Annotated in this window: 24 protein-coding genes and 1 riboswitch; of the genes, 16 read left to right on the top strand and 8 right to left on the bottom strand. The window is 72.1% G+C overall.

Going from position 1 to position 22392, the window contains the following annotated elements:
- Nucleotide 1: 1 nt before the first annotated feature.
- Genes ABGB08_RS24395 through thiO form a run of 3 tightly spaced genes read right to left on the bottom strand, consistent with a single transcriptional unit; the run spans nucleotide 2 to nucleotide 2072 of the window.
- Nucleotides 2–793, bottom strand: a complete 792-nt coding sequence (locus ABGB08_RS24395) for a thiazole synthase (RefSeq protein WP_347594030.1) — start codon at nucleotides 791–793, stop codon at nucleotides 2–4.
- A complete protein-coding gene (gene thiS, locus ABGB08_RS24390; RefSeq protein ID WP_347594028.1) occupies nucleotides 790–990 on the bottom strand; it encodes a sulfur carrier protein ThiS in 201 nt (66 codons plus the stop codon). Before thiS ends, ABGB08_RS24395 begins: the two co-directional genes overlap by 4 nt.
- Nucleotides 981–2072, bottom strand: a complete 1092-nt coding sequence (gene thiO, locus ABGB08_RS24385; protein ID WP_347594026.1) for a glycine oxidase ThiO — start codon at nucleotides 2070–2072, stop codon at nucleotides 981–983. The genes thiS and thiO overlap by 10 nt, the downstream gene beginning before the upstream one ends.
- Nucleotides 2073–2108: 36 nt before the next feature.
- Nucleotides 2109–2223: riboswitch (TPP riboswitch) on the bottom strand.
- A gap of 128 nt (nucleotides 2224–2351) precedes the next feature.
- On the opposite strand from thiO, the gene ABGB08_RS24380 reads away from it, so the two are divergent.
- From ABGB08_RS24380 to thiE, 3 genes are all read left to right on the top strand, one after another.
- The gene (locus ABGB08_RS24380; RefSeq protein ID WP_347594024.1) at nucleotides 2352–3521 is read left to right on the top strand and encodes an FAD-dependent oxidoreductase; all 1170 of its coding nucleotides are present in this window, start codon (nucleotides 2352–2354) and stop codon (nucleotides 3519–3521) included.
- Between the two features lie 282 nt (nucleotides 3522–3803).
- Nucleotides 3804–4178, top strand: coding sequence for an Rv2175c family DNA-binding protein (locus tag ABGB08_RS24375; protein WP_347594022.1), 375 nt, complete (start codon nucleotides 3804–3806; stop codon nucleotides 4176–4178).
- Between the two features lie 50 nt (nucleotides 4179–4228).
- A complete protein-coding gene (gene thiE / locus ABGB08_RS24370; protein ID WP_347594020.1) occupies nucleotides 4229–4906 on the top strand; it encodes a thiamine phosphate synthase in 678 nt (225 codons plus the stop codon).
- Between the two features lie 6 nt (nucleotides 4907–4912).
- On the opposite strand, the gene ABGB08_RS24365 is transcribed toward thiE, so the two are convergent.
- Nucleotides 4913–5980 carry a polyprenyl synthetase family protein gene (locus ABGB08_RS24365; protein ID WP_347594018.1) on the bottom strand — a complete coding sequence of 356 codons (1068 nt, stop codon included), beginning with the start codon at nucleotides 5978–5980 and terminating at the stop codon, nucleotides 4913–4915.
- 131 nt (nucleotides 5981–6111) lie between these two features.
- Here ABGB08_RS24365 and metF point away from each other — a divergent pair, with 131 nt between their 5' ends.
- Nucleotides 6112–7026 carry a methylenetetrahydrofolate reductase [NAD(P)H] gene (gene metF, locus ABGB08_RS24360; RefSeq protein ID WP_347594016.1) on the top strand — a complete coding sequence of 305 codons (915 nt, stop codon included), beginning with the start codon at nucleotides 6112–6114 and terminating at the stop codon, nucleotides 7024–7026.
- A gap of 115 nt (nucleotides 7027–7141) precedes the next feature.
- On the opposite strand, the gene ABGB08_RS24355 is transcribed toward metF, so the two are convergent.
- The gene (locus ABGB08_RS24355) at nucleotides 7142–7681 is read right to left on the bottom strand and encodes a GNAT family N-acetyltransferase (RefSeq protein ID WP_347594014.1); all 540 of its coding nucleotides are present in this window, start codon (nucleotides 7679–7681) and stop codon (nucleotides 7142–7144) included.
- Nucleotides 7682–7881: 200 nt separating this feature from the next.
- On the opposite strand from ABGB08_RS24355, the gene ABGB08_RS24350 reads away from it, so the two are divergent.
- Entirely contained in the window at nucleotides 7882–8400 is a 519-nt protein-coding gene (locus tag ABGB08_RS24350; RefSeq protein ID WP_347594011.1) for a flavin reductase family protein, read from the top strand.
- Nucleotides 8401–8554: 154 nt separating this feature from the next.
- Here ABGB08_RS24350 and ABGB08_RS24345 read toward each other — a convergent pair whose 3' ends face one another.
- Genes ABGB08_RS24345 through ABGB08_RS24335 form a run of 3 tightly spaced genes read right to left on the bottom strand, consistent with a single transcriptional unit; the run spans nucleotide 8555 to nucleotide 11246 of the window.
- Nucleotides 8555–9022: a nuclear transport factor 2 family protein gene (locus ABGB08_RS24345; protein ID WP_347594009.1), complete on the bottom strand. Its 468-nt coding sequence runs from the start codon at nucleotides 9020–9022 to the stop codon at nucleotides 8555–8557.
- Nucleotides 9019–10050 carry a TIGR03617 family F420-dependent LLM class oxidoreductase gene (locus ABGB08_RS24340; protein WP_347594007.1) on the bottom strand — a complete coding sequence of 344 codons (1032 nt, stop codon included), beginning with the start codon at nucleotides 10048–10050 and terminating at the stop codon, nucleotides 9019–9021. The genes ABGB08_RS24345 and ABGB08_RS24340 overlap by 4 nt, the downstream gene beginning before the upstream one ends.
- Nucleotides 10047–11246 (bottom strand): acyl-CoA dehydrogenase family protein, encoded by a 1200-nt coding sequence (locus ABGB08_RS24335; protein ID WP_347594005.1) that lies wholly within the window; start codon nucleotides 11244–11246, stop codon nucleotides 10047–10049. Before ABGB08_RS24335 ends, ABGB08_RS24340 begins: the two co-directional genes overlap by 4 nt.
- Before the next feature lie 119 nt (nucleotides 11247–11365).
- Here ABGB08_RS24335 and ABGB08_RS24330 point away from each other — a divergent pair, with 119 nt between their 5' ends.
- The 11 genes from ABGB08_RS24330 to ABGB08_RS24280 all read left to right on the top strand — a co-directional run.
- Complete coding sequence (locus ABGB08_RS24330) at nucleotides 11366–12754, top strand: zinc ribbon domain-containing protein (protein WP_347594003.1); 1389 nt, start codon at nucleotides 11366–11368, stop codon at nucleotides 12752–12754.
- Nucleotides 12754–13941, top strand: coding sequence for an acetyl-CoA acetyltransferase (locus ABGB08_RS24325; protein ID WP_347594000.1), 1188 nt, complete (start codon nucleotides 12754–12756; stop codon nucleotides 13939–13941). The genes ABGB08_RS24330 and ABGB08_RS24325 overlap by 1 nt, the downstream gene beginning before the upstream one ends.
- Before the next feature lie 54 nt (nucleotides 13942–13995).
- Nucleotides 13996–14637: a TetR/AcrR family transcriptional regulator gene (locus ABGB08_RS24320; protein WP_347593997.1), complete on the top strand. Its 642-nt coding sequence runs from the start codon at nucleotides 13996–13998 to the stop codon at nucleotides 14635–14637.
- Nucleotides 14638–14717: 80 nt separating this feature from the next.
- Nucleotides 14718–15806 carry an acyl-CoA dehydrogenase gene (locus ABGB08_RS24315; RefSeq protein ID WP_347593995.1) on the top strand — a complete coding sequence of 363 codons (1089 nt, stop codon included), beginning with the start codon at nucleotides 14718–14720 and terminating at the stop codon, nucleotides 15804–15806.
- Between the two features lie 2 nt (nucleotides 15807–15808).
- A complete protein-coding gene (locus ABGB08_RS24310) occupies nucleotides 15809–16720 on the top strand; it encodes a hydroxymethylglutaryl-CoA lyase (protein WP_347593993.1) in 912 nt (303 codons plus the stop codon).
- A gap of 13 nt (nucleotides 16721–16733) precedes the next feature.
- Nucleotides 16734–17582 carry a MaoC/PaaZ C-terminal domain-containing protein gene (locus ABGB08_RS24305; RefSeq protein WP_347593991.1) on the top strand — a complete coding sequence of 283 codons (849 nt, stop codon included), beginning with the start codon at nucleotides 16734–16736 and terminating at the stop codon, nucleotides 17580–17582.
- A 135-nt stretch (nucleotides 17583–17717) separates the two neighbouring features.
- Nucleotides 17718–18914, top strand: coding sequence for an ABC transporter substrate-binding protein (locus tag ABGB08_RS24300; RefSeq protein WP_347593989.1), 1197 nt, complete (start codon nucleotides 17718–17720; stop codon nucleotides 18912–18914).
- Between the two features lie 19 nt (nucleotides 18915–18933).
- Nucleotides 18934–19722: an LLM class flavin-dependent oxidoreductase gene (locus ABGB08_RS24295; RefSeq protein ID WP_347593987.1), complete on the top strand. Its 789-nt coding sequence runs from the start codon at nucleotides 18934–18936 to the stop codon at nucleotides 19720–19722.
- A gap of 20 nt (nucleotides 19723–19742) precedes the next feature.
- Nucleotides 19743–20630, top strand: coding sequence for an LLM class flavin-dependent oxidoreductase (locus ABGB08_RS24290; RefSeq protein ID WP_347593985.1), 888 nt, complete (start codon nucleotides 19743–19745; stop codon nucleotides 20628–20630).
- Nucleotides 20627–21814 carry an acyl-CoA dehydrogenase family protein gene (locus tag ABGB08_RS24285; RefSeq protein ID WP_347593983.1) on the top strand — a complete coding sequence of 396 codons (1188 nt, stop codon included), beginning with the start codon at nucleotides 20627–20629 and terminating at the stop codon, nucleotides 21812–21814. Before ABGB08_RS24290 ends, ABGB08_RS24285 begins: the two co-directional genes overlap by 4 nt.
- On the top strand, nucleotides 21811–22392 hold a 582-nt coding region (locus ABGB08_RS24280), incomplete at its 3' end, for an acyl-CoA dehydrogenase family protein (protein WP_347593981.1). The genes ABGB08_RS24285 and ABGB08_RS24280, both read left to right, overlap by 4 nt.

Here is a 22392-nt window from a genome sequence, read left to right as displayed (position 1 = left end):
TTTACTGGCTTTTTGGATCGCTCCGGTCGCGCGCGGGCGACGACGCTTCAGCGTAGTGGCGGCGGGGGATGCGGCCCGCCAGGCGCGCGCGCCGGCCGGCGCTGACCGCGTCGCGCATGGCGGCGGCCATCAGCTCGGGACGCCTGGCCCGGGTCACGGCGGTGGCCAGCAGGACGGCGTCGCAGCCGAGTTCCATCGCCAGCGCGGCGTCGCTGGCGGTGCCGATCCCGGCGTCCAGGATCACCGGCACCTGGGCCGACTCCACGATCAGCTCGATGTTGTGCGGGTTGCGCACGCCGAGCCCGGACCCGATCGGCGCGCCCAGCGGCATCACCGCCGCGCACCCGGCCTGCTCGAGCCGCCGCGCCAGAATCGGGTCGTCCCCGATGTACGGCAGCACCGTGAACCCGTCCGCGACCAGCCGTTCCGCGGCGTCGAAGGTCTCGATGGGGTCCGGCAGCAGGGTCCGCTCGTCGGCGACGACCTCGAGCTTGACCCAGTCGGTCCCGAGCGCCTCCCGGGCCAGCCGGGCGGTCAGCACCGCCTCCCCGGCCGTGAAACACCCGGCCGTGTTCGGCAGCACCCGGATGTCCCTGGCCCGCAGCACGTCCAGCACCGACCCCTGGGCGGCCGGGTCGAGCCGCCGCATGGCCACCGTGGTCAGCTCGGTCCCGGACGCCACCAGCGCCCGGTCCAGCACCTCCAGCGACGGCGCGCCTCCGGTGCCCATGATCAGCCGGGACCCGAACTTCTCGCCGCCCAGCACCAGCACATCGTCATCCACGCTCGTCATCCTCCCTGCACCGCCGTCAGCACTTCGATCCGGTCCCCCTCGGCGAGCGCCGTGGAGTCCCAGGCCCCCCGCCGCACCACCTCGTCGTTGACGGCCACCGCCACGCCCCGCGTCTGCCCTGTCAGCGCCAGTACGGCATGCGCCACCGAAGCCCCCTCGGGCAGCTCGTGACCGCTGCCGTTGATCGTCACTCGCATCTGTTTCCTCGATCGAATCGGGCCGGGTCGCAGGCGGCCAGGCTCGGCGGCGGGGGAGCGCCGGTGAGCAGGGCGGCGACCGCGTCGGCCGTGATGGGCGAGAGCAGCACGCCCGCCCGGTGGTGCCCCGTCGCCACGTACACGCCGGGCAGGCCGGTGGCGCCGATCAGCGGCAGGTTGTCGGGGGTGCCGGGCCGGAATCCCGTCCTGGTCTCGGCGAGCTCCAGCTCGGCGATGCCGGGCACCAGGTCGCGGGCGTCCCTGAGCAGCTGGTAGACCCCGCCCGCGGTGACCCTCGGGTCGAAGCCCTGCTCCTCCATGGTCGCGCCGAGCGTGATCTCGCCGTTCTCGCGCGGCACCAGGTAGACCGGCACGCCGTGCACCCAGCCCCGCACGCATCCGGACAGGAAGCCGCGGGGGCCGTGCAGGCGCAGGATCTGGCCCTTGATGGGGCGGACCGGGAGGCCGGGCAGCAACGCCGCGGACCGGGCTCCGGCGGCGACCACGATCTGCTCGGCCCGGACGGCGCCCTCGGCCAGCCGTACCAGACCGGACTGGACTTTCACCGCCGGTTCCGGGACGAACGTGGCGCGCGCCCGGGCCAGCGCCGCGCACAGGGCGGGGGCGAGCAGGCGCGGGTCCACCCAGGCGTCGTCGCGGGCCAGCAGGCCGCCGCGCACCGACGGCGCCAGCATGGGTTCGCGGTTGCGGCATTCGCGGCCGGTCAGGCGCTCGACCCGCAGGCCCAGCGTCTCCTCGAAGCCGGCCAGGTCGTCCAGCTGGGCCAGGTCGTCGGAGTCGTAGGCGATCTCCAGCGTGCCGTCCGTGCGGTAGTCGACGGTCCGGCCGCTGGCCTCCTCCAGTTCGGTACGGAACGACGGCCACCGGGCCAGCGACTCCAGACCGAGCCGTAACAGCGGCTCCTCGGTGAAGGTGACCTCGCTGACCGGCGCCAGCATGCCCGCCGAGGCGTAGGTCGCGCCACGCCCGGGATCCGGGTCCACGACCACCACCCGCAGCCCCCGCAAGGCGGCCCGCCAGGCGATGGCGAGGCCGACCACACCGGCCCCGATGACGGCCACGTCGAAATCGGTATTCTTACCACTTTCCGAAACTGCGGATTCAGGCACCGCGCTCCCTTCGCCGGCATTATCCGGATCAGGTGTCATAGCGGTCGAGAACCTGGAGAGTTCTCCTCTCAGCCCGGTCAGCCGGACTCCCGCGCGTCTTACCGCATCAGCCTACTCGGGTCCGCACCCGCAACGCACAACACGCCATTCACATACTGTGCGCGGTACTTACCCAATTTGTTACCCAATCTCCATTGGCGAGTGCCCCCGTAGGCAATCTATGGTCAGGGCGTGGATCACGTCGTGGTGGTGGGAGCCGGCCTGGCCGGTATTCGGAGCATCGAGGCCCTGCGGGCCCACGGGTTCGCCGGCCGCATCACGCTCGTCGGGGAGGAGGCCCATCGCCCCTACGACCGCCCGCCGCTGTCCAAGGCCGTGCTGCTCGGCGCCGCCGACTCCTCGGTGGTCGACTCCGACCTGGACGCGCTGGATGTGACGCTGCGGCTCGGCACGGCCGCCAAGGGCCTGCGCGACGGCGTCGTGGAGACGACCGACGGCGAGCTCCAGTTCGACGGCCTGGTGGTCGCCACCGGGGCCACCCCGATCCTGCTCCGCGGGGAGGGTCGCCAGCACGTCCTGCGGACCATCGACGACGCCCTGGCGCTGCGCGCCAAGCTGCTCCCCGAGACCCGGGTGGCGATCATCGGCGCGGGCTGGATCGGCGCCGAGGTGGCCACCGCCGCCGCCCGCGCGGGCTGCCAGGTGACCGTGGTCGAGGCCGACGACGCGCCGCTGGCCGGTGCCCTCCCGGTGGGCGCCTACACCATCCCCTGGTACGCGGAGGCGGGCGTCGAACTCCTCCTCGGCACCAAGGTCGGCACCGTCGACCCGGACGGCCTGACGCTGCTCACCGGCGACCGGATCGACGCCGACGTCGTCGTCACCGGCGTGGGGGTGCGGCCCGCCGTGTCCTGGCTGGAGGGCTCCGACGTGGAGCTCGACAACGGCGTCCTGGTGGACGAGCACCTGCGCACGTTCGCCCCCAACGTGGTCGCCGTCGGCGACTGCGCCAACTGGTGGTCGCGCCGTTTCGGCCGCCGGATGCGGATCGAGCACTGGGACAACGCCCTCAACGGCCCCGACGTGGCCGCCGCCACCCTGATGGGGGAGTCCGCCGTCTTCGATCCGGTGCCCTACTTCTGGTCCGAGCAGTTCAACCACATGGTCCAGTACGCGGGCCACCACGCCGGAGCCCGCATGATCCTGCGCGGCGACCCGGAGCGCGACGCCGGCTGGTCGGTCTGCTGGCTGACCGACGACCACCGCCTCACGGCCATCCTGACCGTCGACCGCCCGCGCGATTTGCTCCAGGGCCGCAGGCTCGTCGAAAGCCGCCAGAGAGTCGACGTGGTACGGCTCGCCGACCCCGGCGTGACCCTGCGTGATTGCACTGTGGCTTGACATCCTCCCCGGCGTGACGCCAGGGACTCCCCACGTCGCCGTGGGGTCCTTACTGCTTCCTCTACGCCGCGTGAGCAGCGTAGGTCGCGGGCGATGCCAGGGTCGGAATTGCCTCACCTGGTCTTACCCGCCCTCCACAGTCGTTTCGGGTGTCCGCCAGCCCGGCGGCCACCGTTCGAACACACTAACGCATGGCCGACGGTAGCCGCAGCCGAATACCTTCTGCGGCTTCTCGGTAATCGGAGTGTTTCATTGCGCGCGCCATGTGGTAATGGTGGTGGCGTGACGCTTACTGTTGCACAGATCGACCGAGAGACCGACCAACTGGTGGGGGACTGGCTTCCGCTCTCAACGGTCGCGAAGAAGCTGGGCCTGAGCATCGGCCGGGCCAAGCAGCTCATCAAGGACAAGAAGCTCGTCGGAGTCCGCCGAGGCGGAGGCGAGCCGCAGATCCCGGCGGTTTTCCTGGCCGGAGACGATGTCATCAAGGGCCTGCCCGGCACCCTGACCGTGCTGGCGGACGCCGGATACGGCGAGGTGGAGTGCATTCGCTGGCTGTTCACCAGCGATGACTCGCTCCCCGGCGCGCCCATCGACGCGATCGTGGCGGGCCGCCACACGGAGGTCAAGAGGCGGGCGCAGGCGCTGGGCTTCTAACGCCCGGGCTCCTGACGCCCGGGCTTCTCAGCGCATGACATCGTGGTCGGGTGACCGAAGACTCTCACGAAGACTTCCGCAGCGCCCGGCAGCGTCTTTCGCGCGCCCTCCTCTACCTGTGCACCGACGGCAGACGTGACCGCGGCGACCTGGACGAGTTCCTGGACGCCGCGCTCGCGGGCGGGGTGGACATCCTCCAGCTGCGCGAGAAGGGGCTGGAGGCGCGGGAGGAGCTCGCGCTGCTCGAACGGTTCCGCGCGGCCTGCGACCGGCACGGCGCGCTGCTGGCGGTCAACGACCGGGCCGACGTCGCGTACGCGGCGGGGCTGGCCGGGTTCGCGCCCGACGTGCTGCACCTGGGCCAGGACGACCTGCCGGTCCCGGCCGCCCGGGCGATCCTGGGCCCCGGCGTGCTCATCGGCAGGTCCACCCACGCCGAGGCCGAGGCGTCGGCCGCCGCCGTCGAGCCCGGGGTCGACTACTTCTGCTGCGGCCCGATCTGGCCCACCCCCACCAAACAGGGCCGCCCGGCCGCCGGACCCGCTCTGCTCCGCCACGCCGCGGGCTTCACCCGCCCGTGGTTCGGCATCGGCGGCATCACCCTCGCCAACCTCGACGAGGTCCTGTCGTACGGCGTACGCCGGGTGGTCGTGGTCCGGGCCATCACCGAGGCCGACGACCCGAAGGCCGCCGCCGCCGAGTTCAAACGCCGTCTCAGCCGGGTTTAGCCGGGTTCAGGTCCGGCGCGCGGTGGCCGCCACGGCGAGCGCCGCCAGGGCCTCGCGGGCGTCGGCGGTGATGCCGGCCGTCTGGAGAGAGTCCAGCGCGTCGCGGAGGTAGCGCCCGATCATGTCCTCGCAGTAGGCCAGCGCGCCGGTGTCCTCGATCACCTCGCGCAGCCGGGCCACCCCCTCGGCGTCCAGTTTCGGGTCGCCGAGCAGGTTCCGCACGTCGTGCGCCTGCGCTTTGGACGCGGCGGCGAGCGTGCGCGCGATCAGCATGGTGCGCTTGCCCTCGCGCAGGTCGTCCCCGGCGGGTTTGCCGGTTTCGACCGGGTCGCCGAACACGCCCAGCACGTCGTCGCGGAGCTGGAAGGCGATGCCCACCTTCTGGCCGTACTCGGCGCAGAACCGGTCGATCCACGGCTCGCGCGAGCGGGCGGCCAGCACCATGCCGAGGCGGAGGGGTTGCTCGACGGAGTATTTGCCGCTCTTGTAGAGCGCCACCCGCAGCGCGCTGTCGAAGGTGTTCTCGCCGTGCGCCTGTTCGAGCAGGTCCAGGTACTGCCCGCTCATGAGTTCGGTGAGCATGTGGTCGAAGACCGGCTGGGCGGCGGCCAGGGAGGTGGCGGGCAGGCCGCTGGTGCGCCACATCTCGCCGGACCAGATCAGCATCAGATTGCCGAGCAGGATGGCGGCGCCCTCGCCGAACTGGAGGGCCGAGCCGCTCCACTCCGCGTCCAGGTGCAGCTTCTCGAACCGGCGGTGGGCCGACGGCATGCCGCGGCGCAGGTCGCTGGAGTCCATGACGTCGTCGTGCACGAGCGCGCTGGCCTGCAGCAGCTCCAGGGAGGCCGCCGCCGTGAACACTCCCGGGTCCGCGCCGCCGCCCGCGGCCCGCCAGCCCCAGTAGCAGAAGGCAGGACGCAGCCGTTTGCCGCCCGCCAGGAAGTCCTCCGCCGCCGACATCACCGCGATCAGGTCGGGATCGTCGAACGCGGGGCGCTGCCGGTCGAGAAACCGCTGCAGCGCGCGGTCCACGTCCGGGCGGATGAGCTCCAGCGGACCCGTGACTTTTGTCATGTATGAGAGGGTATCTTCCATTGATCCTTCTCCCCTTCTCGCCGGGGCGGATGGGCCGCAAAGGAACTAAGGATCATGAATGAGACATAGTGGATCTCTGTTTCCCGGGACAGACCTGTAACCTGTGGGGTATGTCTCTAGGTCTTCCGTCGCGATTGCCTGACCGTGTTCCGACGGTCAAGGACCTGCTCGCCGCCGGCGAGCGGTCGTTCTCGTTCGAGTTCTTCCCGCCGAAGACCGACGAGGGGGAGCGGCAGCTGTGGCGGGCGATCCGGGAGCTTGAGGCCCTGCGCCCGACCTTCGTCTCGGTGACGTACGGCGCGGGTGGCGGGAACCGGGATCACACGGTGTCCATCGTCGAGCGGCTCGCGCACAGCACGACGCTCACGCCTGTGGCGCATTTCACCGCCGTCAATCATTCCATTCGGGAATTGCGGCATTTGGTGGGGCGATTCGCGGACGCCGGAGTGCGGAACATCCTGGCCGTGCGGGGGGACCCGCCGGGGGATCCGATGGGGACCTGGGTGCGGCATCCGGAAGGGGTGGAGTATGCGGAGGATCTTGTCCGGCTGATCCGGCAGTCGGGGGATTTCTGCGTTGGTGTGGCGGCTTTTCCATACAAACACCCGCGGTCGGCGACGATCGAGTCGGACACCGAGCAGTTCGTCCGTAAATGCCGTGCCGGCGCTGATTACGCCATCACCCAGATGTTCTTCAAAGCCGACGACTACCTCCGGCTGCGGGACCGGGTCGCGGCCAAGGGCTGCTATACGCCGATCATTCCCGGCATCATGCCGGTGACCCAGATGAGCACGATCGCCCGCTCGGAACAGCTGTCAGGCGCGCCCTTCCCACCCGAGGTCGCCGCCCGGTTCGAGGCCGTCGCCCACGATCCTGAGTCGGTGCGCCGCCTGGGCATCGAACACGCCGCGGAACTCTGCCAGACCCTGCTGGACGAGGGCGCTCCCGGCATTCACTTCATCACCTTCAACCGCTCCAGCGCGACCCGCGAGGTCTTCCAGGCGCTGGTGCCCGCAATCGTGTAGGCATCCTCTATCGCGGTGTCTGCAAACCTTCGCCGGGTCGCGGTGCCTCACCGACTTCGGCGATCGCGCCGCTCCGAGCCGGTGAGCGTTGCTGGACACCGCACGAGGCGAGGGTCTAGGGGAGGGGGAGTCGTGTCCCGGCGATCGCGTACGTCTCGTACCCGCCGGGAAAGACGAACTCGGTCATCAGGTCGAGGAAGCCGACGCTCCGGTAGAGATGCCGGGCCGCCGTGGGCGCGTCATGCGTGGACAGCACGGCGGTCCGCTCGGTCCGGTCCGCGCAGATGGCCTTGATCATCGCGCGCCCGATGCCCTTGCCCTGGAAGTCCGGCCGGACGTGGATCTCGGCCAGCTCCAGCGCGTTCCCGAACCAGTCGTCCGCGATCACCGGCCCGGCCCGCTCGAACAGCGCCCGCCGCACCACGTCGTGCCACCACTGGCCCTGCGCCCCCCGGAATCCGTAGGCGAAGCCCACGATCTCCGGCGCCCCCGCGAACACACACACGAAATCCGGATAAGTCGCGTGATTGCGCATGATGGCCATGCGCCCGGAGAGCTGATCGGGCGGCGGCCGCATCGCCGCCGTGTAGATGTCGATCACGGCATCCAGCGCCGCGACGAACGCATCCGCTCCATTTCGCCGCAATTCGATCACAGCTAGCCACCCTAGCAGTGCCGCGCGCTGTGGCCGATCCGGCCGTTCCTAGTAAAGCAAGCAATTGCTTGACATCTCGCCGCACTGCCTTCTAAGGTCGAGATGTCCGTAGGGACGGTGTTTCCGCCCTAACCAGGACGCCTCGATCTGCTGGTGCAATGAAATCGATCACCGATTTGGAAGTGCTCGGGATGGTTGCTGTGACGCATGAGCATGTGTCTGGTGAGTTGTTCCGTTCGGTGTTCCGCCACCACCCGGCGGGGGTCACCGTGGTGACGTTCGAGTCGCCGGGCGGGCCGGTGGGCTTCACCGCGACCTCGGTCGTCTCGGTGTCGCTCGTCCCGCCGCTGCTGTCGTTCGCGATCGCCCACACCTCCTCCAGCCTGGAAGCGCTCTCCCAGGCCGGCACCGCGCTCGTGCACTGGCTGGAGGCCGGGCAGTCGCACCTGGCCAACCGGTTCGCGCGCAGCGCGGACGAGCGCTTCAGCGACCCGGAGTCGTGGACCCCGCTCCCGTCCGGCGAGCCGTTGTTACGCGGGGTGGGAACCTGGGCGAGGTGCCGCCTGGCCGAGCGCTTCCAGGCGGGCGACCACACGATCGTCATCGGCCTGGTCGTGGAGGCCCAGGTGGATGGGGCGGGCGACAACGCTCCGCTGGTCTACGTGGACGGCCGCTACCACGAGATCGCCCCGATCACCCCACGCCTCAGCCCGCGCTGACCAGCTCAGTTGAACTCAGCCAAGCTCGGCTAAGGTCGCGGCGCGGGTACCGCTCGAACCGCTCCGGCAGCGGGAACGCCGGGTGGGTCGCGGCCCCGGCCACCCGCACCTGGCGGGTGTCCAGCAGCCAGCCCGCTAGCCCGCGCTGACCAGCTCAGCCGAGGTCACGGCGCGGGTACCGCTCGAACCGCTCCGGCAGCGGGAACGCCGGGTGGGTCGCGGCCCCGGCCACCCGCACCTGGCGGGTGTCCAGCAGCCAGCCCGCTCCCGATCGGGCCAGCGTGTCGACGTACCGCCCCCAGATGTGCAGCTGCTCGCCGTCGGCCGCGCTCTCGTGCCAGGCGTACACGTAGCTGACGGCCGACGCGGCGTCGCCGGACAGCTCCACCCGGATGTTGGACAGGTGGTGGTTGGTGGCGCGATAGCGCCCCAGCCGGTCGGCGAAGAGGGCGCGCAGCGACTCCCTGCCGGTGAACACCGCGCCGTTGCCGTAGTCGAAGGAGGCGCCCTCGGTGAAGATGCCGGCCAGCTCGTCCACCTCGGCCCGGTCCACCAGATCGCAGTAGGCCAGCAGCACCTCGGTGACAGCCTGCCTGTCGGCCGCCTCCCGCCAATCGTTCATCGGGCCACCTCTCGCTTTCCCTCGTCCGCGAAGCCGCGGAGGATGTCGCTCAGCCGGTCGTCCTCGACCGGCCACGGGTAGTAGGACGAGATCCGGTCCAGCCGCCCGCCGAACCGCTCGGCGCAGAGCTTCGGCATCTCCTCGGGCCGCCCCAGCACCGCGATGTGCCCCAGCAGCGTGTCGTCGATCAGGTCGCCCATCCTGGTCCACTCGCCCGCGCGGGACAGCTCGCGCAGCTCGGGCTGCAGCTCCTCGTATCCCACGCTGGCCAGCACGCGCCGGTAGGCGGGGGTGGAGGCGTAGAACGCGATCTGCTCCCTGGTCTTGCGCTTCATCGCCTCGAACTGCTCCTCGGTGTCGCCCATCACCATGAAGACGGGGCAATAGAGCGACACCCGCGACCGATCGCGCGAGGCCGCGGCCAGGCCGCGCTCCAGCGCGGGCAGGGTGACCTCGTCCAGGTAGGCCGCGGTGGTCACGCCGTGCAGGATCAGGCCGTCGCACAGCTCCCCGCCCAGCTCGGTCATGCGATCCCCGACGGCGGCGATCATCACGGGGATGGGCAGCTCGTGCCGGTCCGGCGTGAACACCGGCGACATCAGGGTGTGCCGGTAGTAGGGCCCCTCGTAGTTCAGCTTCGTCCCGGTGCGCCACGCGCTCCAGATCGCGTCCAGCGCGGTCAGGAAGTCGCGCATGCGCGCCACCGGGCTGCCCCACGGCATGGAGAAGCGCCGTTCGACGTGCGCCTGGATCTGGGTGCCCAGGCCCATCACGAAGCGCCCGCCGGACAGCGCGGCCAGATCCCACCCCAGGTACGCGGTGGACATCGGGTTGCGCGCGAAGGCCACCGCGATGGCCGTGCCGACCGTCGTCCCGCTGGTGGCCATGAGGGCCGCCTGCGACTGCAGGAAGGCGTCGGTCACGCTCTCGCTCGCCCACACGCCGTCGAAACCGGCCCGCTCGGCCCACGCCGCGGCCGGGCCGCAGACGGCGGCGGAGGAGCCGATCAAACCAAGGTCGATCTTCATCGGGCGTCCTTCGGTAGTCCCAGCACGCGCTCGCCCACGGCGTTGCGCATGATCTCGTCGGTGCCGCCGCCGACCCGCAGGCCGGGCAGCCCGAGGATCAGCTCCGACCAGGCGTAGGTGCCCCACTCGCCGGTGTCGGCGACCAGGGCGGCGCCGAGCGCGTCCGCGGCGATGTCCCCGGCCCGGCGCAGCAGGTCGGTGAGGATCAGCTTGGTGACGGCCAGTTCGGGGCCAGGGACCCCGCCGCCGCCGAGCATCCGGGCCGTGGTCTCGCGCGCCGCCCAGCTCCTGATGTGCAGGTCGGCCAGGGCGTCGCGGATCCGCGCGTCCCCGGCCGCGCCGGTGTGCCTGGCCAGGTCCACCAGGCGGGCCAGGAGTTCCTCGTCCAGACCGCTCTCCAGGCCGATCGCGCCGCGCTCGTTGAGCAGCACGTCCACCACCACTCGCCAGCCCTGGTCCACCTCGCCGAGACGGTGGTCGTCGGGCACGTACACGTCGGTGAGGAACACCTCGTCGAACGAGGCGCCACCGGTCAGCTGCCGGATCGGGCGGATCTCGACGCCGGGCGCCCGCATGTCGACCAGGAAGGTGGACAGCCCGGCGTGTTTGGGCGCGTCGCGGTTGGTCCGGGCGATGCACAGCCCCAGGTCGCTGTAGTGGGCGCCGGAGCTCCACACCTTCTGCCCGTTGAGGACCCACCCGTCGCCGCGCCGCTCCGCCCGGGTGGTCAGACCGGCCAGGTCGGAGCCGGCGCCCGGCTCGGAGAAGAGCTGGCAGGCGAGGAGGCCGGCGGTTCTGAGGCGGCGCAGGTAGGTGGTCTTGAGGAAGTCCGAGCCGTGCGTGAGCAGCGCGGGGCAGAACGTCGAGACGCTGAACCGGGTGTAGCCGTCGTCGGGGAGGTCGTACTGCGATTCCAGCTCGCGGAACGCGGTCGCGTACGGGGTGGGCAGCTCGCGCCCGCCGTAGGCGGCCGGGCCGTTGATCCAGGCCAGCCCGGCCCGGTCGAGGGCGGCGCGGTAGTCCTTGAGGCGGGCGATCTCCTCCTGCTCGCCCTCGGCCCGCTCGGCGACCACCGAGACGCGGTCGTCGCCCTGGCCCCAGACCGGGCGGCCGGTCCCGCCGGAGCGGCGGGTGGTGTAGGAGTCGAGGAATTCGGCCGCCTCGCGGTGGAACTCCTCCTCCGATAGCCGGTTCATGGTCCTCCAGGTCGGTCGGGCGGCTGTTTGCTCTCGCCGTCCGGGTCTGGCTATGCTAGCAAAGCAATCGCTTGATTTACACGCTCACGGGACGCGTACCAGGACCAAGAGGAGCCTTGATGAGCGGAATCACCTCTTACGGTGTGTACGTCCCGGCGTACCGGCTGGACCGGGGGGAGATCGGCGCCTCCCTCGGGTTGCCGGGGCTGAGCGGTGCGCGCGCGGTGGCCGGGCACGACGAGGACAGCACCACGCTCGCGGTGGAGGCGGCGCGGCGCGCCCTGCGGCGCGCGCCCGGATTCCCGGCCGCCGAGCTGTGGTTCGCCACCACCCGCCCCGCCTACCTGGAGCGCGGCAACGCCGCCGCGATCGCCATGGCGCTCGGCCTGCCCGAGGAGCTGGCGGCCTTCGACGCGGGCGGCGCCATCAGGTCCGGCGCGGGCGCCCTCCGGGCGGGTCTGCGCGGCGATGGAGCCGTCGTCGCGCTGGCCGACCTGAGATACGGGCTGCCCGGCTCGGAGGACGAGCTGCTCGGCGGCGACGCGGCCGCCGCCTTCACCACGGGGGACGATCCCGTCGCCGAGCTGCTGGGCGGCGCGTCCCGCACCATGGAGCTGCTGGACCGCTGGCGGGCTCCCGGCGCGATCCGCACCAGGACCTGGGAGGAACGTTTCGGCGTCGAGGACTACCTGGAGGCCGTCGAGGCGGTGACCGCGGCGGCGGCCAAGGAAGCGGGGCTGGAACAGGACGAGATCGACCATGTCGTGATCAGCGGTCCGCACGCGCGGGCCGTGCGGGAGGCGCGCCGCCGCTTCGAGCCGGCCCGGCTCGCGGCCGGGCTCACCGCCGACGCCGGCTACGCGGGCGCGGCGGACTTCGGCGTCCGGCTCTGCGCCGCGCTGGACCGGGCCGAGCCGGGGCAGACGATCCTGGCCGTGCTGGCCGCCGACGGGGCCGACGCGTTCGTGTTCCGCGCCACGCCGAAGCTGGCCGCCTACCGGGCGGCCGTCCCGCCGGAGCCCCGCGCGGTGCTCCCGCTCCGCTACGCCGACTACCTCACCTGGCGGGGCCTGCTCGACCGGGAGCCGCCGCGGCGTCCGGAGGCCAAGGCCCCCGCCCCGCCCGCCTCCTGGCGGAACATGCGCTGGAAGTTCTCCTTCACCGCGGCCCAGTGCGCCGCCTGCGGCACCAGGAACCTGCCGCCACGCCGGGTCTGCCTCGGCTGCGGGGCCGCCGACCGGGGCGAGCCGGTGTCCCTGCGCGACCTGCTCGGCACCGTGGCGACCTTTACCGACGACTGGCTCTCGGAGTCGGTCCAGCTCCCGGCCAAGGCGGTGGCCGTGGACTTCGACGGCGGCGGCCGGTTCGAGTTCGAGATGACCGACGCCCCCGGGCGCGAGGTGGCCATCGGGGACCGGGTGGAGCCCGTCTTCCGGCTGGCCGGCGTGGCCGCCAACGAGATCCGCAACTACATCTGGAAGGTTCGCCCCCACGAGGAGGAGTCCTGATGCCCGCCCACGCCCTGAAGAACCCGGTGGCCGTCGTCGGCATGAGCTGCACCCGATTCGGCGAGCTCTGGGACAAAGACGTCGACGACCTCCTGGTCGAGGCGACCCTCGGGGCCGTGGGGAGCGTGCCCGGCCTGGAACTCGGCGACGTGGACGCCTTCTGGCTCGGCACGATGACCTCCGGCGTCTCCGGCCTCACCCTGACCCGGCCGATGAACATCGCCGACCGCCCGGTCACCCGGGTGGAGAACATGTGCGCCACCGGCTCCGAGGCGTTCAGGAACGCGTGTTACGCCGTGTCCTCAGGGGCGTACGACACGGTCATGGCGGTGGGCGGCGAGAAGCTGAAGGACTTCGGCTTCTCCGGCCTGGAGATGCCCAGCGTGCCCGGCGACGGCACGGCCGCCAACCTCAGCGCGCCCGCCATGTACTCGATGATCGTGCCGTCCTACGCGCGCCGCTACGGGATCTCCGAGGAGCAGGTCAAGGAGGCGATGACCCACATCGCCTGGCGGAACCACGCCAACGGCGCGCTGAACCCGCGCGCGCAGTTCCGCAAGGGCGTGCCGAAACAGGTCATCGCCCGCGCCCCGGCCATCGCCGGGCGGCTGAGCGTCTTCGACAGCTCCGGGGTCGCCGACGGCGCCGCGGCGGCGGTCATCGTCCGGGCCGAGGACGCCCGCAAGTACACCGACCGCCCGCTGTACGTGCACGCGCTCGCGCTCAGCGCCGGCGCCGCGACCGGGCGCAACGACGACCGGTACGACTACTCCGACCTGCCCGAGGTGGTGAACTCCAGCCGGGTGGCGTACGAGCAGGCCGGGATCACCGACCCGGCCACCCAGATCTCGCTGGCCGAGGTGCACGACTGCTTTACGCCGACCGAGCTGGTGCTGATGGAGGAACTCGGTTTCTCGGCTCGCGGCCACGCCTGGGAGGATGTGCTGGCCGGGCGCTACGACCTGGGCGGCGCGCTGCCGGTCAATCCCGACGGGGGCCTGAAGAGTTTCGGCCACCCCGTCGGCGCGAGCGGGCTGCGCATGCTGTTCGAGATGTGGCTGCAGTTCCGGGGCGAGGCCGGGGAACGTCAAGTAGCCGATCCCGGGTTCGGCCTGGTGCAGAATCAAGGAGGCAGTCCCGGCGCGCTCGTGAGCGCCGTCTCGATCGTGTCGGATCGAGCGCCCTGAGCCACCGGGGCGAACATTTTCCCTGACCGTTGTTCAGTTGACCTAGGACACTCGATGACCCCTCCAGGAAAGACCACCAAGAGCGCTACCGGGAACCGGCGCAAGTCGACCGGATCGCCCATCGGGCAGGCGCGCAAGGAGAGCGTCCTGCTCGCCGCGGCCAAGGTCTTCGCCGAGAAGGGCTTCTCCAGCGCGACGGTGCGCGACGTGGCGGACGAGGCGGGCATGCTCTCCGGCAGCCTCTACTACTACTTCGACTCCAAGGAGGCGATCGTCGAGCAGGTGCTCCTGGACTACCTGGACACGGTGATCAGGGAGTATCGCGCCGCGGTCGCGGACGCGGCGGGTCCCGCCGAGGCGCTGCGGGAGCTGATGGCGCGGGCGCTGCTGAGCGTGGCCCGCAACCGCTACCAGGTCCTGATCCTGCAGAACGACTGGCACTACGTGCAGGACTTCCCAAGCATCTCCCGCGGCCAGAACGAGATCGCCCAGATCTGGATGGACGTCATCGACGCCGGCATGGCCGGGGGCGTCTTCCGGAAGGAGTTCAGCGCGCGCATGGTGTACCGGACCGTGATGGGCGCCGTGCAGGCCATCATCCGCTGGTTCGACCCCGACGGGCCCATCACCATCGACGAGATCATCCACATCGAGACCGAGCTGCTCCTGAACGGGGTGAACGTCCCGGCCCGTTGAGCCGGGGCCGCCCCCGGCCGGGGCAGCGGCCTGGTCCAAGATTGAAGCAATTGCTTGCTCGACAGCAGGAAAGGACCCGCATGAGGGAGGACGCGGCGCTCCGCGCCGAGTTCGGGGCGACCGTCGGCCGGTTCCTCGACGCCCGCAGCCCGGTCGCGGTCAGCCGGGACTCCCTCGGCGGGCCCGGCGAGCCGCTGTGGCGGGCGCTCGCCGAGGAGCTGGGCCTGCCCGGCCTGCTGCTGGACGAGCGGGCGGGCGGCCAGGGCGGATCCATCGCCGACCTGGGGGTCGCCCTGATCGAGGCCGGCCGGGTCGGGCTGCCCGCCTCGCTCCTGGTCACGGCCGGGCTGGCCGTGCCGCTGCTGGCCAGGTCCGGCGCCGAACCGGGCCGCGGCCTGCTGGCCGAGATCGTGGCCGGGCGCGCGGTGGTGGCCCTGGCCCTGCACGAGGACAGCACCGGGGTGGCGCTGGACGCGCCGGGGACCGAGGCGGAGCCGGGGGAGGGCGAGTGCCGGATCTCCGGGCGCAAGCGGTTCGTCGCGGCCGGCGAGGCGGCGACCCACTTCATCGTGCTGGCCCGCACCGCACTGGTCCTGGTCGAGCGCGGCGCGGACGGCCTGCTGGTCGAGCCGATGCGGGCCCTGGACCACGGCCGGGGCCTGGCGATCCTGACCATGGACCAGACCCCCGGGCAGGTGCTGGCGGAGGGCGCGCGGGCGCGGGAGCTGGCCGAGCGGGCGTTCACCGAAGGCGCGCTGCTGACCGCGGCGGACGCCCTCGGCATCGGCGAACGATGCCTGTGGCTGGCCGTCGACTACGCCAGGACCCGCACCCAGTTCGGCCGCGCCATCGGCTCCTTCCAGGCGATCAAGCACAAGCTGGCCGACATGTACGCGGAGACGGCCACCGCCAGGTCGGCGGTGGAGCGCGCGCTCGACCAGGCCGCCGCCGGGGAAGCGGGCTGGGAGCTCACCGCCTCCATGGCGAAGGCGCGGGCCGGTGACGCCGTGCTGCACGTGGTCAGGGAGGCCATCCACGTGCACGGCGGGATCGGGTTCACCTGGGAGCACGAGCTCTCCCACCACTTCCGGCGCGCGCTGACCGGCTTCGCCCTCTTCGGCACGCCCGCACACCATCGCGACATCGTCGCCCGCGCCCTGGGAGTGTAGCCATGTCCGACATCCCGTCCAGCGTCGTGCTGCGCGAGGTGGGCCCGCGCGACGGGCTGCAGAACGAGGCCCCGGTGCCCGCCGCGCGCAAGGCCGAGCTGATCGCGGCGCTGGGCACGACCGGCCTGTCCCGCATCGAGGCGGTGGCGTTCGTCCATCCCAAGGCTATCCCGCAGATGGCGGACGCGGCCGAGGTGTGGGCCGCGGTGGCGCCTGCCCCAGGCGTCGGGTACTCGGCGCTGGTGCCCAACCTGAACGGCGCGCGCCGCGCGCTGGCCGCCGGTTTCACCGACTTGGAGGTCGTCGTGTCGGCCTCCGAGACGCACAACCTGCGGAACGTGAACCGCACCCCGGAGCAGTCGCTCGACGGGATCGCCGAGGTGATCGACTTCGCCCACGGCAGCGGCGCGACCTGCCAGGTGATCGTCGCGACCGCGTTCGGCTGCCCGTACGAGGGCGAGGTGCCCGCCGAGCGCGTCGCCGCGTTCGCCCTGCGCGCCGTCGCCGACGGGGCCGACTCGGTGTGCTTCGGCGACACCACGGGGATGGGCTCGCCACCCCGGGTCCGGCGGCTGACCGGCCTCTTCCGCGACCAGGCCCCCGATACCCGCCTCGCCCTGCACCTGCACGACACCCGGGGCACCGGCCTGGCCAACCTGGTCGCGGGCCTGGAACTGGGCGTGGCCGAGTTCGACGCCAGCGTGGGCGGCCTCGGCGGCTGCCCGTACGCGCCGGGGGCCACCGGCAACATCGCCAGCGAGGAGGCGGTCTACCTGCTCCAGGAGATGTCCGTGCACACGGGCGTGGACCTGGAGGCGCTGCTGGAGGTCGCCGCCCTGGCGCAGGAGATCGTCGGCCGCGAGCTGCCGTCCCGGCTGCTCAAGGCGGGCCCGCGAACGCGGTTGAGTGTGTGAACGGAGATACGGCATGCCCCTGGACCCCGGCTACATCGGCAGCACGGTAGGCCCTTTCACGACCGAGTGGACCGCCCGCGAGACGCTGCTCTACGCGCTCGCCGTGGGTGCGGGCGCCCAGGATCCCGGCGCGGAACTCCAGTTCACCACCGAGCACAGCGCCGGGATCGCGCAGCAGGTCATCCCGAGCTTCGCCGTGCTCCTCGGCTACCACGGCGGGCTGCCCGAGATCGGCACGTACGACCCGGGCAAGGCCGTACACGCCGAGCAGCACTTCCAGCTGGAACGCCCGCTTGCTCCGGAGGGCCGGGCGGTGTCCACGGTCACCGTCACCGACATGTGGGACAAGGGCAGGGACGCGCTGGTCTGGACCGAGACCCGGACGGCCGACGCGGTGACCGGGGACCCGCTCGCGGTCGCCCGCTCCTGCGCCTACCTGGGCGGGGCGGGCGGCTTCGGCGGGGAGCGCGGGCCCCGCACGGAGTGGTCGCCGCCGGACCGCGAGCCGGACGCCGTGATCCGCCTGGCGACCCGGCCCGACCAGGCGCTCCTCTACCGGCTTACGGGCGACCGTAACCCGCTCCACTCCGACCCGGCCTTCGCCGCCAGGTACGGCTTCGCCCGGCCGATCCTGCACGGCCTGTGCACCTACGGCTGCACCGCCCGCGCCATCGTGAACGGGCTCTGCGACGGGGACGCCACCCGGCTACGCGGGATGTCGGGGCGCTTCTCGCGGCCGGTGCTGCCGGGGGAGACCCTCACGGTGACGCTCTGGCGGGACGGCGCCGAGGTGCGCTTCCTGACCTCGGCCGACGCCGGCACGGTCATCGACCGGGGCGGCGCCGTCCTGGCCGGACCGTGACCGAAAAGCAGCCGCCGACCCCTTGCCTGTCCGTTCTCACCTCACACATAATCAAGCAGTTGCTTTAAAAGCAAGCATTTGCTTTACAGCATCGGGGGTCCGGATGTCAGGGGCCTTAACCCAGGAGGGTGCATCGTGTCTCGTCAAACCACCACATGGAGAGGAACACGCCTGGCCGTCGTCAGCGCTGCGCTCTCCGCCGTCATGATCCTCGCCTCGTGCGGCACGTCCGGCGACGACGCCCCGGGCGCGGCGGCCGAGGGCCAGGTCTACAAGGTCGGCTTCCCCGCGCTGCTCACCGGCGCCGCCGCGTTCGCGGGCAAGCCCATCGTGCAGGGCGCGGAAGTCGCCGTGGAGGAGATCAACCAGACCGCGTTCCTCGGCCAGGGCGCGACCGTCGACCTGAAGGTGGAGGACATCAAGTCCGACCCGGCCAAGGCGATCGCCCTGTACCGCCAGTACGCCACCGAGGGCGCGGCCGGAGTGCTCTGCTGCGGCCTCTCCAACGAAGCCGGCGCGCTGGCCCCGGTCATCCGGCAGAGCAAGGTGCCCGCCATCGTCACCTCGGCGATCCTGGACGGGCTCGCCTCCCCGCCGCACCTGTTCCGCCCCGTCGTCCTGCCCTCCTCCCCGGGCGGCGTGTACGACAAGTTCGTGGACAGCATGGCGAAGGCGGAGGCGTACAAGACGGCCGTCGTGGTCGTCAACGGCGACGTGGACGCCATGGTCGCCGACGGCAAGGTGTGGCAGGCGGCGCTGGAGCGCAACGGCGTCAAGGTGCTGGAGACCATCGCGGTCGGCTCCGCCGACCGGGACTTCACCGCCACCGCCACCCAGATCGAGGCCCAGGCCCCGGACGTGGTGGTCGCCAGCACCCTGGGCACGCCCACCGCGCTGCTGGCCCGCTCGCTCCGCGACCGCGGCTACGACAAGCGCATCCTGTCCAGCTACGGCGCCTCCGGGCCCGCCCTGTTCGACGCCGGCGGGGCCGGGCTCGCGGGGCTGGCCTTCGCGACCCCCTTCGCCGCCGACCACCCCGTCAACGACACGGCCAGGAAGTTCACCGAGCGCTACCGGGCCAAGTTCAACACGGCCCCCGACATGTTCGCCGCCCAGGGTTACACCGCGATGTGGCTGCTGGCCATGGGCCTGAAGAACGCGGGCCCGGGCGCGGCCCCCGAAGCGGTCGGGCAAGGGCTGGCGAAGGTCACCACGCAGGAGTCCGTCTACGGCGGCCTCCGGTACGAGGGCGGCCAGGCGATCCTCGAATCGCCCGGCGTCTACCTGGAGTGGACCGCGGACGGCAAGTTCAGCGCGCTCAGCAACGGCTGAACGGCGGAAGGACATCCTGGTGGAGTTCGGCATAGCGTGCGACATCACCGCCGCGGGACCGGGCCTGCTCGGCGAGATCGAGGCGGCCGCCGAGGCCGCCGAGCGGTCGGGGTTCGCCTCCTGGTGGGCGAGCGGCGACCGGGAGCAGGCCGGGTCCGGCGGGCACGACGCGGTCCTCGGGCTGCAGTGCGTGGCGCGGGCGACCAGCGGGCTCGGGATCCGGCTCAGCGGGGACGTGCTCTCCGCCCGGAGCCCGGCCGTGCGCGCCAAGCAGGTCGCGACGCTGGACTGGTTCAGCGGCGGCCGGCTGGAGTACGGGCTCGATCTCGGTGCCGTGCTCGGCCAGGGCTCCGGCGATTCCGGCGACCAGGAAGCGAATCTGCGGACGGCGGCGGAGCACCTGGCCGCCATGCGGGCCCTGTGGTCGCAGCCGCGGGCGGCGTTCGAGGGCGAGCGGGTCGCGTTCCGCGGCGCGATCGCCCTCCCCCGCCCGGCGGGTGGCGGCCTGAAGGTCCACGTCCGCCACGGCGACCCGGCCGTCCTGCGGATGCTCGCCCGGCACGCGGACGGCTGGCTCGGCTGGCTGGTCCCGGCGGACGAGCTGCCCGCCGCGCTCGCCGGGCTCGCGGCGGCGCTCGGCGAGGCCGGGCGGCCCGCGGTGGATGTCAGGCGCACCTGGCTGGTTCCCGGTGACGAGTTCGCCCAGGCCAGGGACATATTGTCCGCGGATCCCGCGCTGGGCGTGGACGAGCTGGTCGCGGTGTTCGGCACGCTGCCCGCGCCCGAGCGGGTGCGGGCCCTGATATGAGCGATCGGAAAGGAGCGGCGATGCGAGTCGGCCTGGTTGACCTGTTCGACGGATCGGCGCAGCGGGACCTGGCCTACCTGCGCGCCTTCGCGCGGACGGCCGAGGAGGCCGGTTTCTCCTCGCTGTGGCTGCCCGAGCACCTGGTCTTCTTCGAGGAGTATGACTCCGCCTACCCCTACCCGGCCGCGCCGAACCCGGCCAACCCCGAAGTGGCCGAGGTGCACACCTACGGCGCGGGGGCCGCGCCCCGGGTGGAGGCGGCCCAGGAGCAGGGCCTGCTCGACGTGCTCCAGACGGCCGCCGAGCTGTGCCGCCACACCACGCGGCTGCGCGTCGGCTCCTCGGTGCTGCTGCTGCCGCTGCGCGACCCGCGCCTGCTCGTCCGCGAGCTGGCCACGCTCGACCTGCTCACCGGCGGGCGCTTCGACCTGGGCGTCGGGGTCGGCTGGTCGGCGGAGGAGTACGCCGCAGCCGGGGTGCCCTTCGCCGAGCGCGGCGCGCGCTTCGAGCGCAACCTGGCCGCCATCTCCGGACTGTGGGGCGGCGAGGGCCTGCCCGGCACCGGCCGCCCGCTGCCCCGCGTGCTGGTGGGCGGCCAGTCCCGGCCCGCCATCCGCCGCGCCGCCAGGTACGCCACCGGCTGGTACCCGTGGAACCTCACCACCGGCGACTTCGCCCGCCACCTGGCCGAGATCGAGGCCGGCCTGCGCGAGCACGGCCGATCCCGCGCCGACTTCCACGTCATCGCCGGGCTCCGCTTCCACGGCGCCGTCGCCGACCTGCGCCCCGCCGTGGAGCGCTACCTGGAACTCGGCGCCGACAGCGTGAACCTCTCGCTGCGCATGACACCCGAGACCTACCCCGCCACCATGCGCGAGGTCTCCCGGGCGCTCGGGCTGGCCGCATGAACGTCGAGGAGTTCCGCGCCCAGGCTCGGGACTGGCTGACCGAGCACGTCCCGCGCGAGCCGCTCGGCTCCTGGACCAGCCCCGAGGGGTTCGCGCGGCACCGCGCCTGGGAGCGCGTCCTGTTCGAGGGCGGTTACGCGGCGGTCGACTGGCCCGAGGAGTACGGCGGGCGCGGCGCCGGCCTCTTCCACACCATCGCCTTCGCCGAGGAGTACTACCGCGCGAAGGCGCCCGCCCGGGTCAACATGGGCGGCCTCTACCTGCTCGGCCCGATCCTCATGCGGTACGGCACGGCGGAGCAGCGCGGCCGCTGGATCCCCCGCCTGCTGTCCTGCGAGGACATCTGGTGCCAGGGCTTCAGCGAGCCCGACTCCGGCTCCGACCTGGCCTCGCTCCGCACCCAGGCGGTCCGCGAGGGCGCGGAGTTCGTCGTCAACGGCCAGAAGACCTGGACCTCGTTCGGCGGCTTCGCCGACTGGATCTTCGCGCTGGTGCGCACCGACCCGGAGGCGGGCCGGGAGAACAAGCACCGGGGCATCACCTTCCTCTGCGTGGACCTGCGCTCGCCCGGCGTCGAGGTGCGCCCGCTGGCCATGGTGGACGGCACCAAAGGCTTCGCCGAGGTGTTCTTCACCGACGTCCGGGTGCCCGTCGCGAACGCGGTGGGGGAGCTCGGCGAGGGCTGGCGGGTGGCCATGTCCACGCTCGGCTTCGAGCGGGGCGCGGTCTTCGGCGACCACGCCAAGTACTCCGCCGACGTCGAGTCCTTCGCGGAGCTGGTCCGGGCCCGCGGCCTGGCGGGCGACGCGCTGGCCCTGGACGAGCTGGGGCGGCTCTTCGTGGCGACCGAGGTGTACCGGGCCAACGTGTACCGGCTCGCCGAGCTGGCCGAGGGCGGCGCCGACCTGGACCTGCGGGCCAGCGTCAACAAGCTCTACTGGACCGAGACCCAGCACCACATCTTCGCGGCGGGTCTGGACCTGTTGGGCGTGCTGGCCACCCTCGGCGGCGGCTCGCCCGTGCTGCGCGAGTCGCTCACCCCGCGCGCCGCCGGGATCTGGACCGACTGGCACCACCGGTACTGGTACGCCAGGGCTGCCATGATCTTCGGCGGCACCTCCGAGATCCAGCGGAACATCATCAGCGAGCGCCTGCTCGGCCTGCCCAGGGAGCCCCGGCGATGAACCTGTTTTCCCTGAACGTCCCCCTCGACGAGGAACAACGCGACCTGCTCAAGCTCACCCGCCGCCTGCTGGAGGAACACGCGGGCGAGGATCACCTGCGCCGCCGCATGAACCTGGACGCCGCCCACGATCCGGACCTGTGGCGGCGGCTGGCCGACCTCGGCCTGATCTCCCTGGTGCTGGCCGAACGCTGGGGCGGCGCCGGCCTGGGCGACCACGTCCTGGCCCCCGTCCTGCACCTGCTGGGCGAGTTCGCCGTCCCCGAGCCCTTCCTGGAAACCGTGGTGGCCGCCCTCCTCATCCAGGAGGCCTGCCCCGAGGATTTCGCCGCGACCTGGCTCCCCCGCATCGCCTCCGGCAACGCCGTAGTGGCCCTGTCCTTCGGGCCCCGTACCCCGGTCGTACCTTATGCGGCTTCGGCGGATCTCCTCCTGGTCTGCGCCGGCGGCGTGACCGCCATCGAGACAGTACCCAACGTCCCCGAAGCCAAGGCGGCGCCCCACGTCCCCGGAGTCGAGGCGGTGCCCAACGGCCCAGGCGGAGCCGGGTCCGGACCCGAAGGGTCAGAAGGGTGGGTG

The sequence above is a fragment of the Acrocarpospora sp. B8E8 genome, assembly GCF_039871605.1.
GTDB classification, from domain to species: domain Bacteria; phylum Actinomycetota; class Actinomycetes; order Streptosporangiales; family Streptosporangiaceae; genus Acrocarpospora; species Acrocarpospora macrocephala.
This window is presented reverse-complemented; position numbering and strand designations above follow the sequence as displayed.

Coding starts and splice junctions, on each gene's coding strand:
- ABGB08_RS24395 (WP_347594030.1), bottom strand. CDS start 793: ATGACGAGCGTGGATGACGATGTGCTGGTGCTGGGCGGCGAGAAGTTC.
- thiS (WP_347594028.1), bottom strand. CDS start 990: ATGCGAGTGACGATCAACGGCAGCGGTCACGAGCTGCCCGAGGGGGCT.
- ABGB08_RS24365 (WP_347594018.1), bottom strand. CDS start 5,980: ATGACAAAAGTCACGGGTCCGCTGGAGCTCATCCGCCCGGACGTGGAC.
- metF (WP_347594016.1), top strand. CDS start 6,112: ATGTCTCTAGGTCTTCCGTCGCGATTGCCTGACCGTGTTCCGACGGTC.
- ABGB08_RS24345 (WP_347594009.1), bottom strand. CDS start 9,022: ATGAACGATTGGCGGGAGGCGGCCGACAGGCAGGCTGTCACCGAGGTG.
- ABGB08_RS24340 (WP_347594007.1), bottom strand. CDS start 10,050: ATGAAGATCGACCTTGGTTTGATCGGCTCCTCCGCCGCCGTCTGCGGC.
- ABGB08_RS24335 (WP_347594005.1), bottom strand. CDS start 11,246: ATGAACCGGCTATCGGAGGAGGAGTTCCACCGCGAGGCGGCCGAATTC.
- ABGB08_RS24330 (WP_347594003.1), top strand. CDS start 11,366: ATGAGCGGAATCACCTCTTACGGTGTGTACGTCCCGGCGTACCGGCTG.
- ABGB08_RS24325 (WP_347594000.1), top strand. CDS start 12,754: ATGCCCGCCCACGCCCTGAAGAACCCGGTGGCCGTCGTCGGCATGAGC.
- ABGB08_RS24320 (WP_347593997.1), top strand. CDS start 13,996: ATGACCCCTCCAGGAAAGACCACCAAGAGCGCTACCGGGAACCGGCGC.
- ABGB08_RS24315 (WP_347593995.1), top strand. CDS start 14,718: ATGAGGGAGGACGCGGCGCTCCGCGCCGAGTTCGGGGCGACCGTCGGC.
- ABGB08_RS24310 (WP_347593993.1), top strand. CDS start 15,809: ATGTCCGACATCCCGTCCAGCGTCGTGCTGCGCGAGGTGGGCCCGCGC.
- ABGB08_RS24305 (WP_347593991.1), top strand. CDS start 16,734: ATGCCCCTGGACCCCGGCTACATCGGCAGCACGGTAGGCCCTTTCACG.
- ABGB08_RS24290 (WP_347593985.1), top strand. CDS start 19,743: ATGCGAGTCGGCCTGGTTGACCTGTTCGACGGATCGGCGCAGCGGGAC.
- ABGB08_RS24285 (WP_347593983.1), top strand. CDS start 20,627: ATGAACGTCGAGGAGTTCCGCGCCCAGGCTCGGGACTGGCTGACCGAG.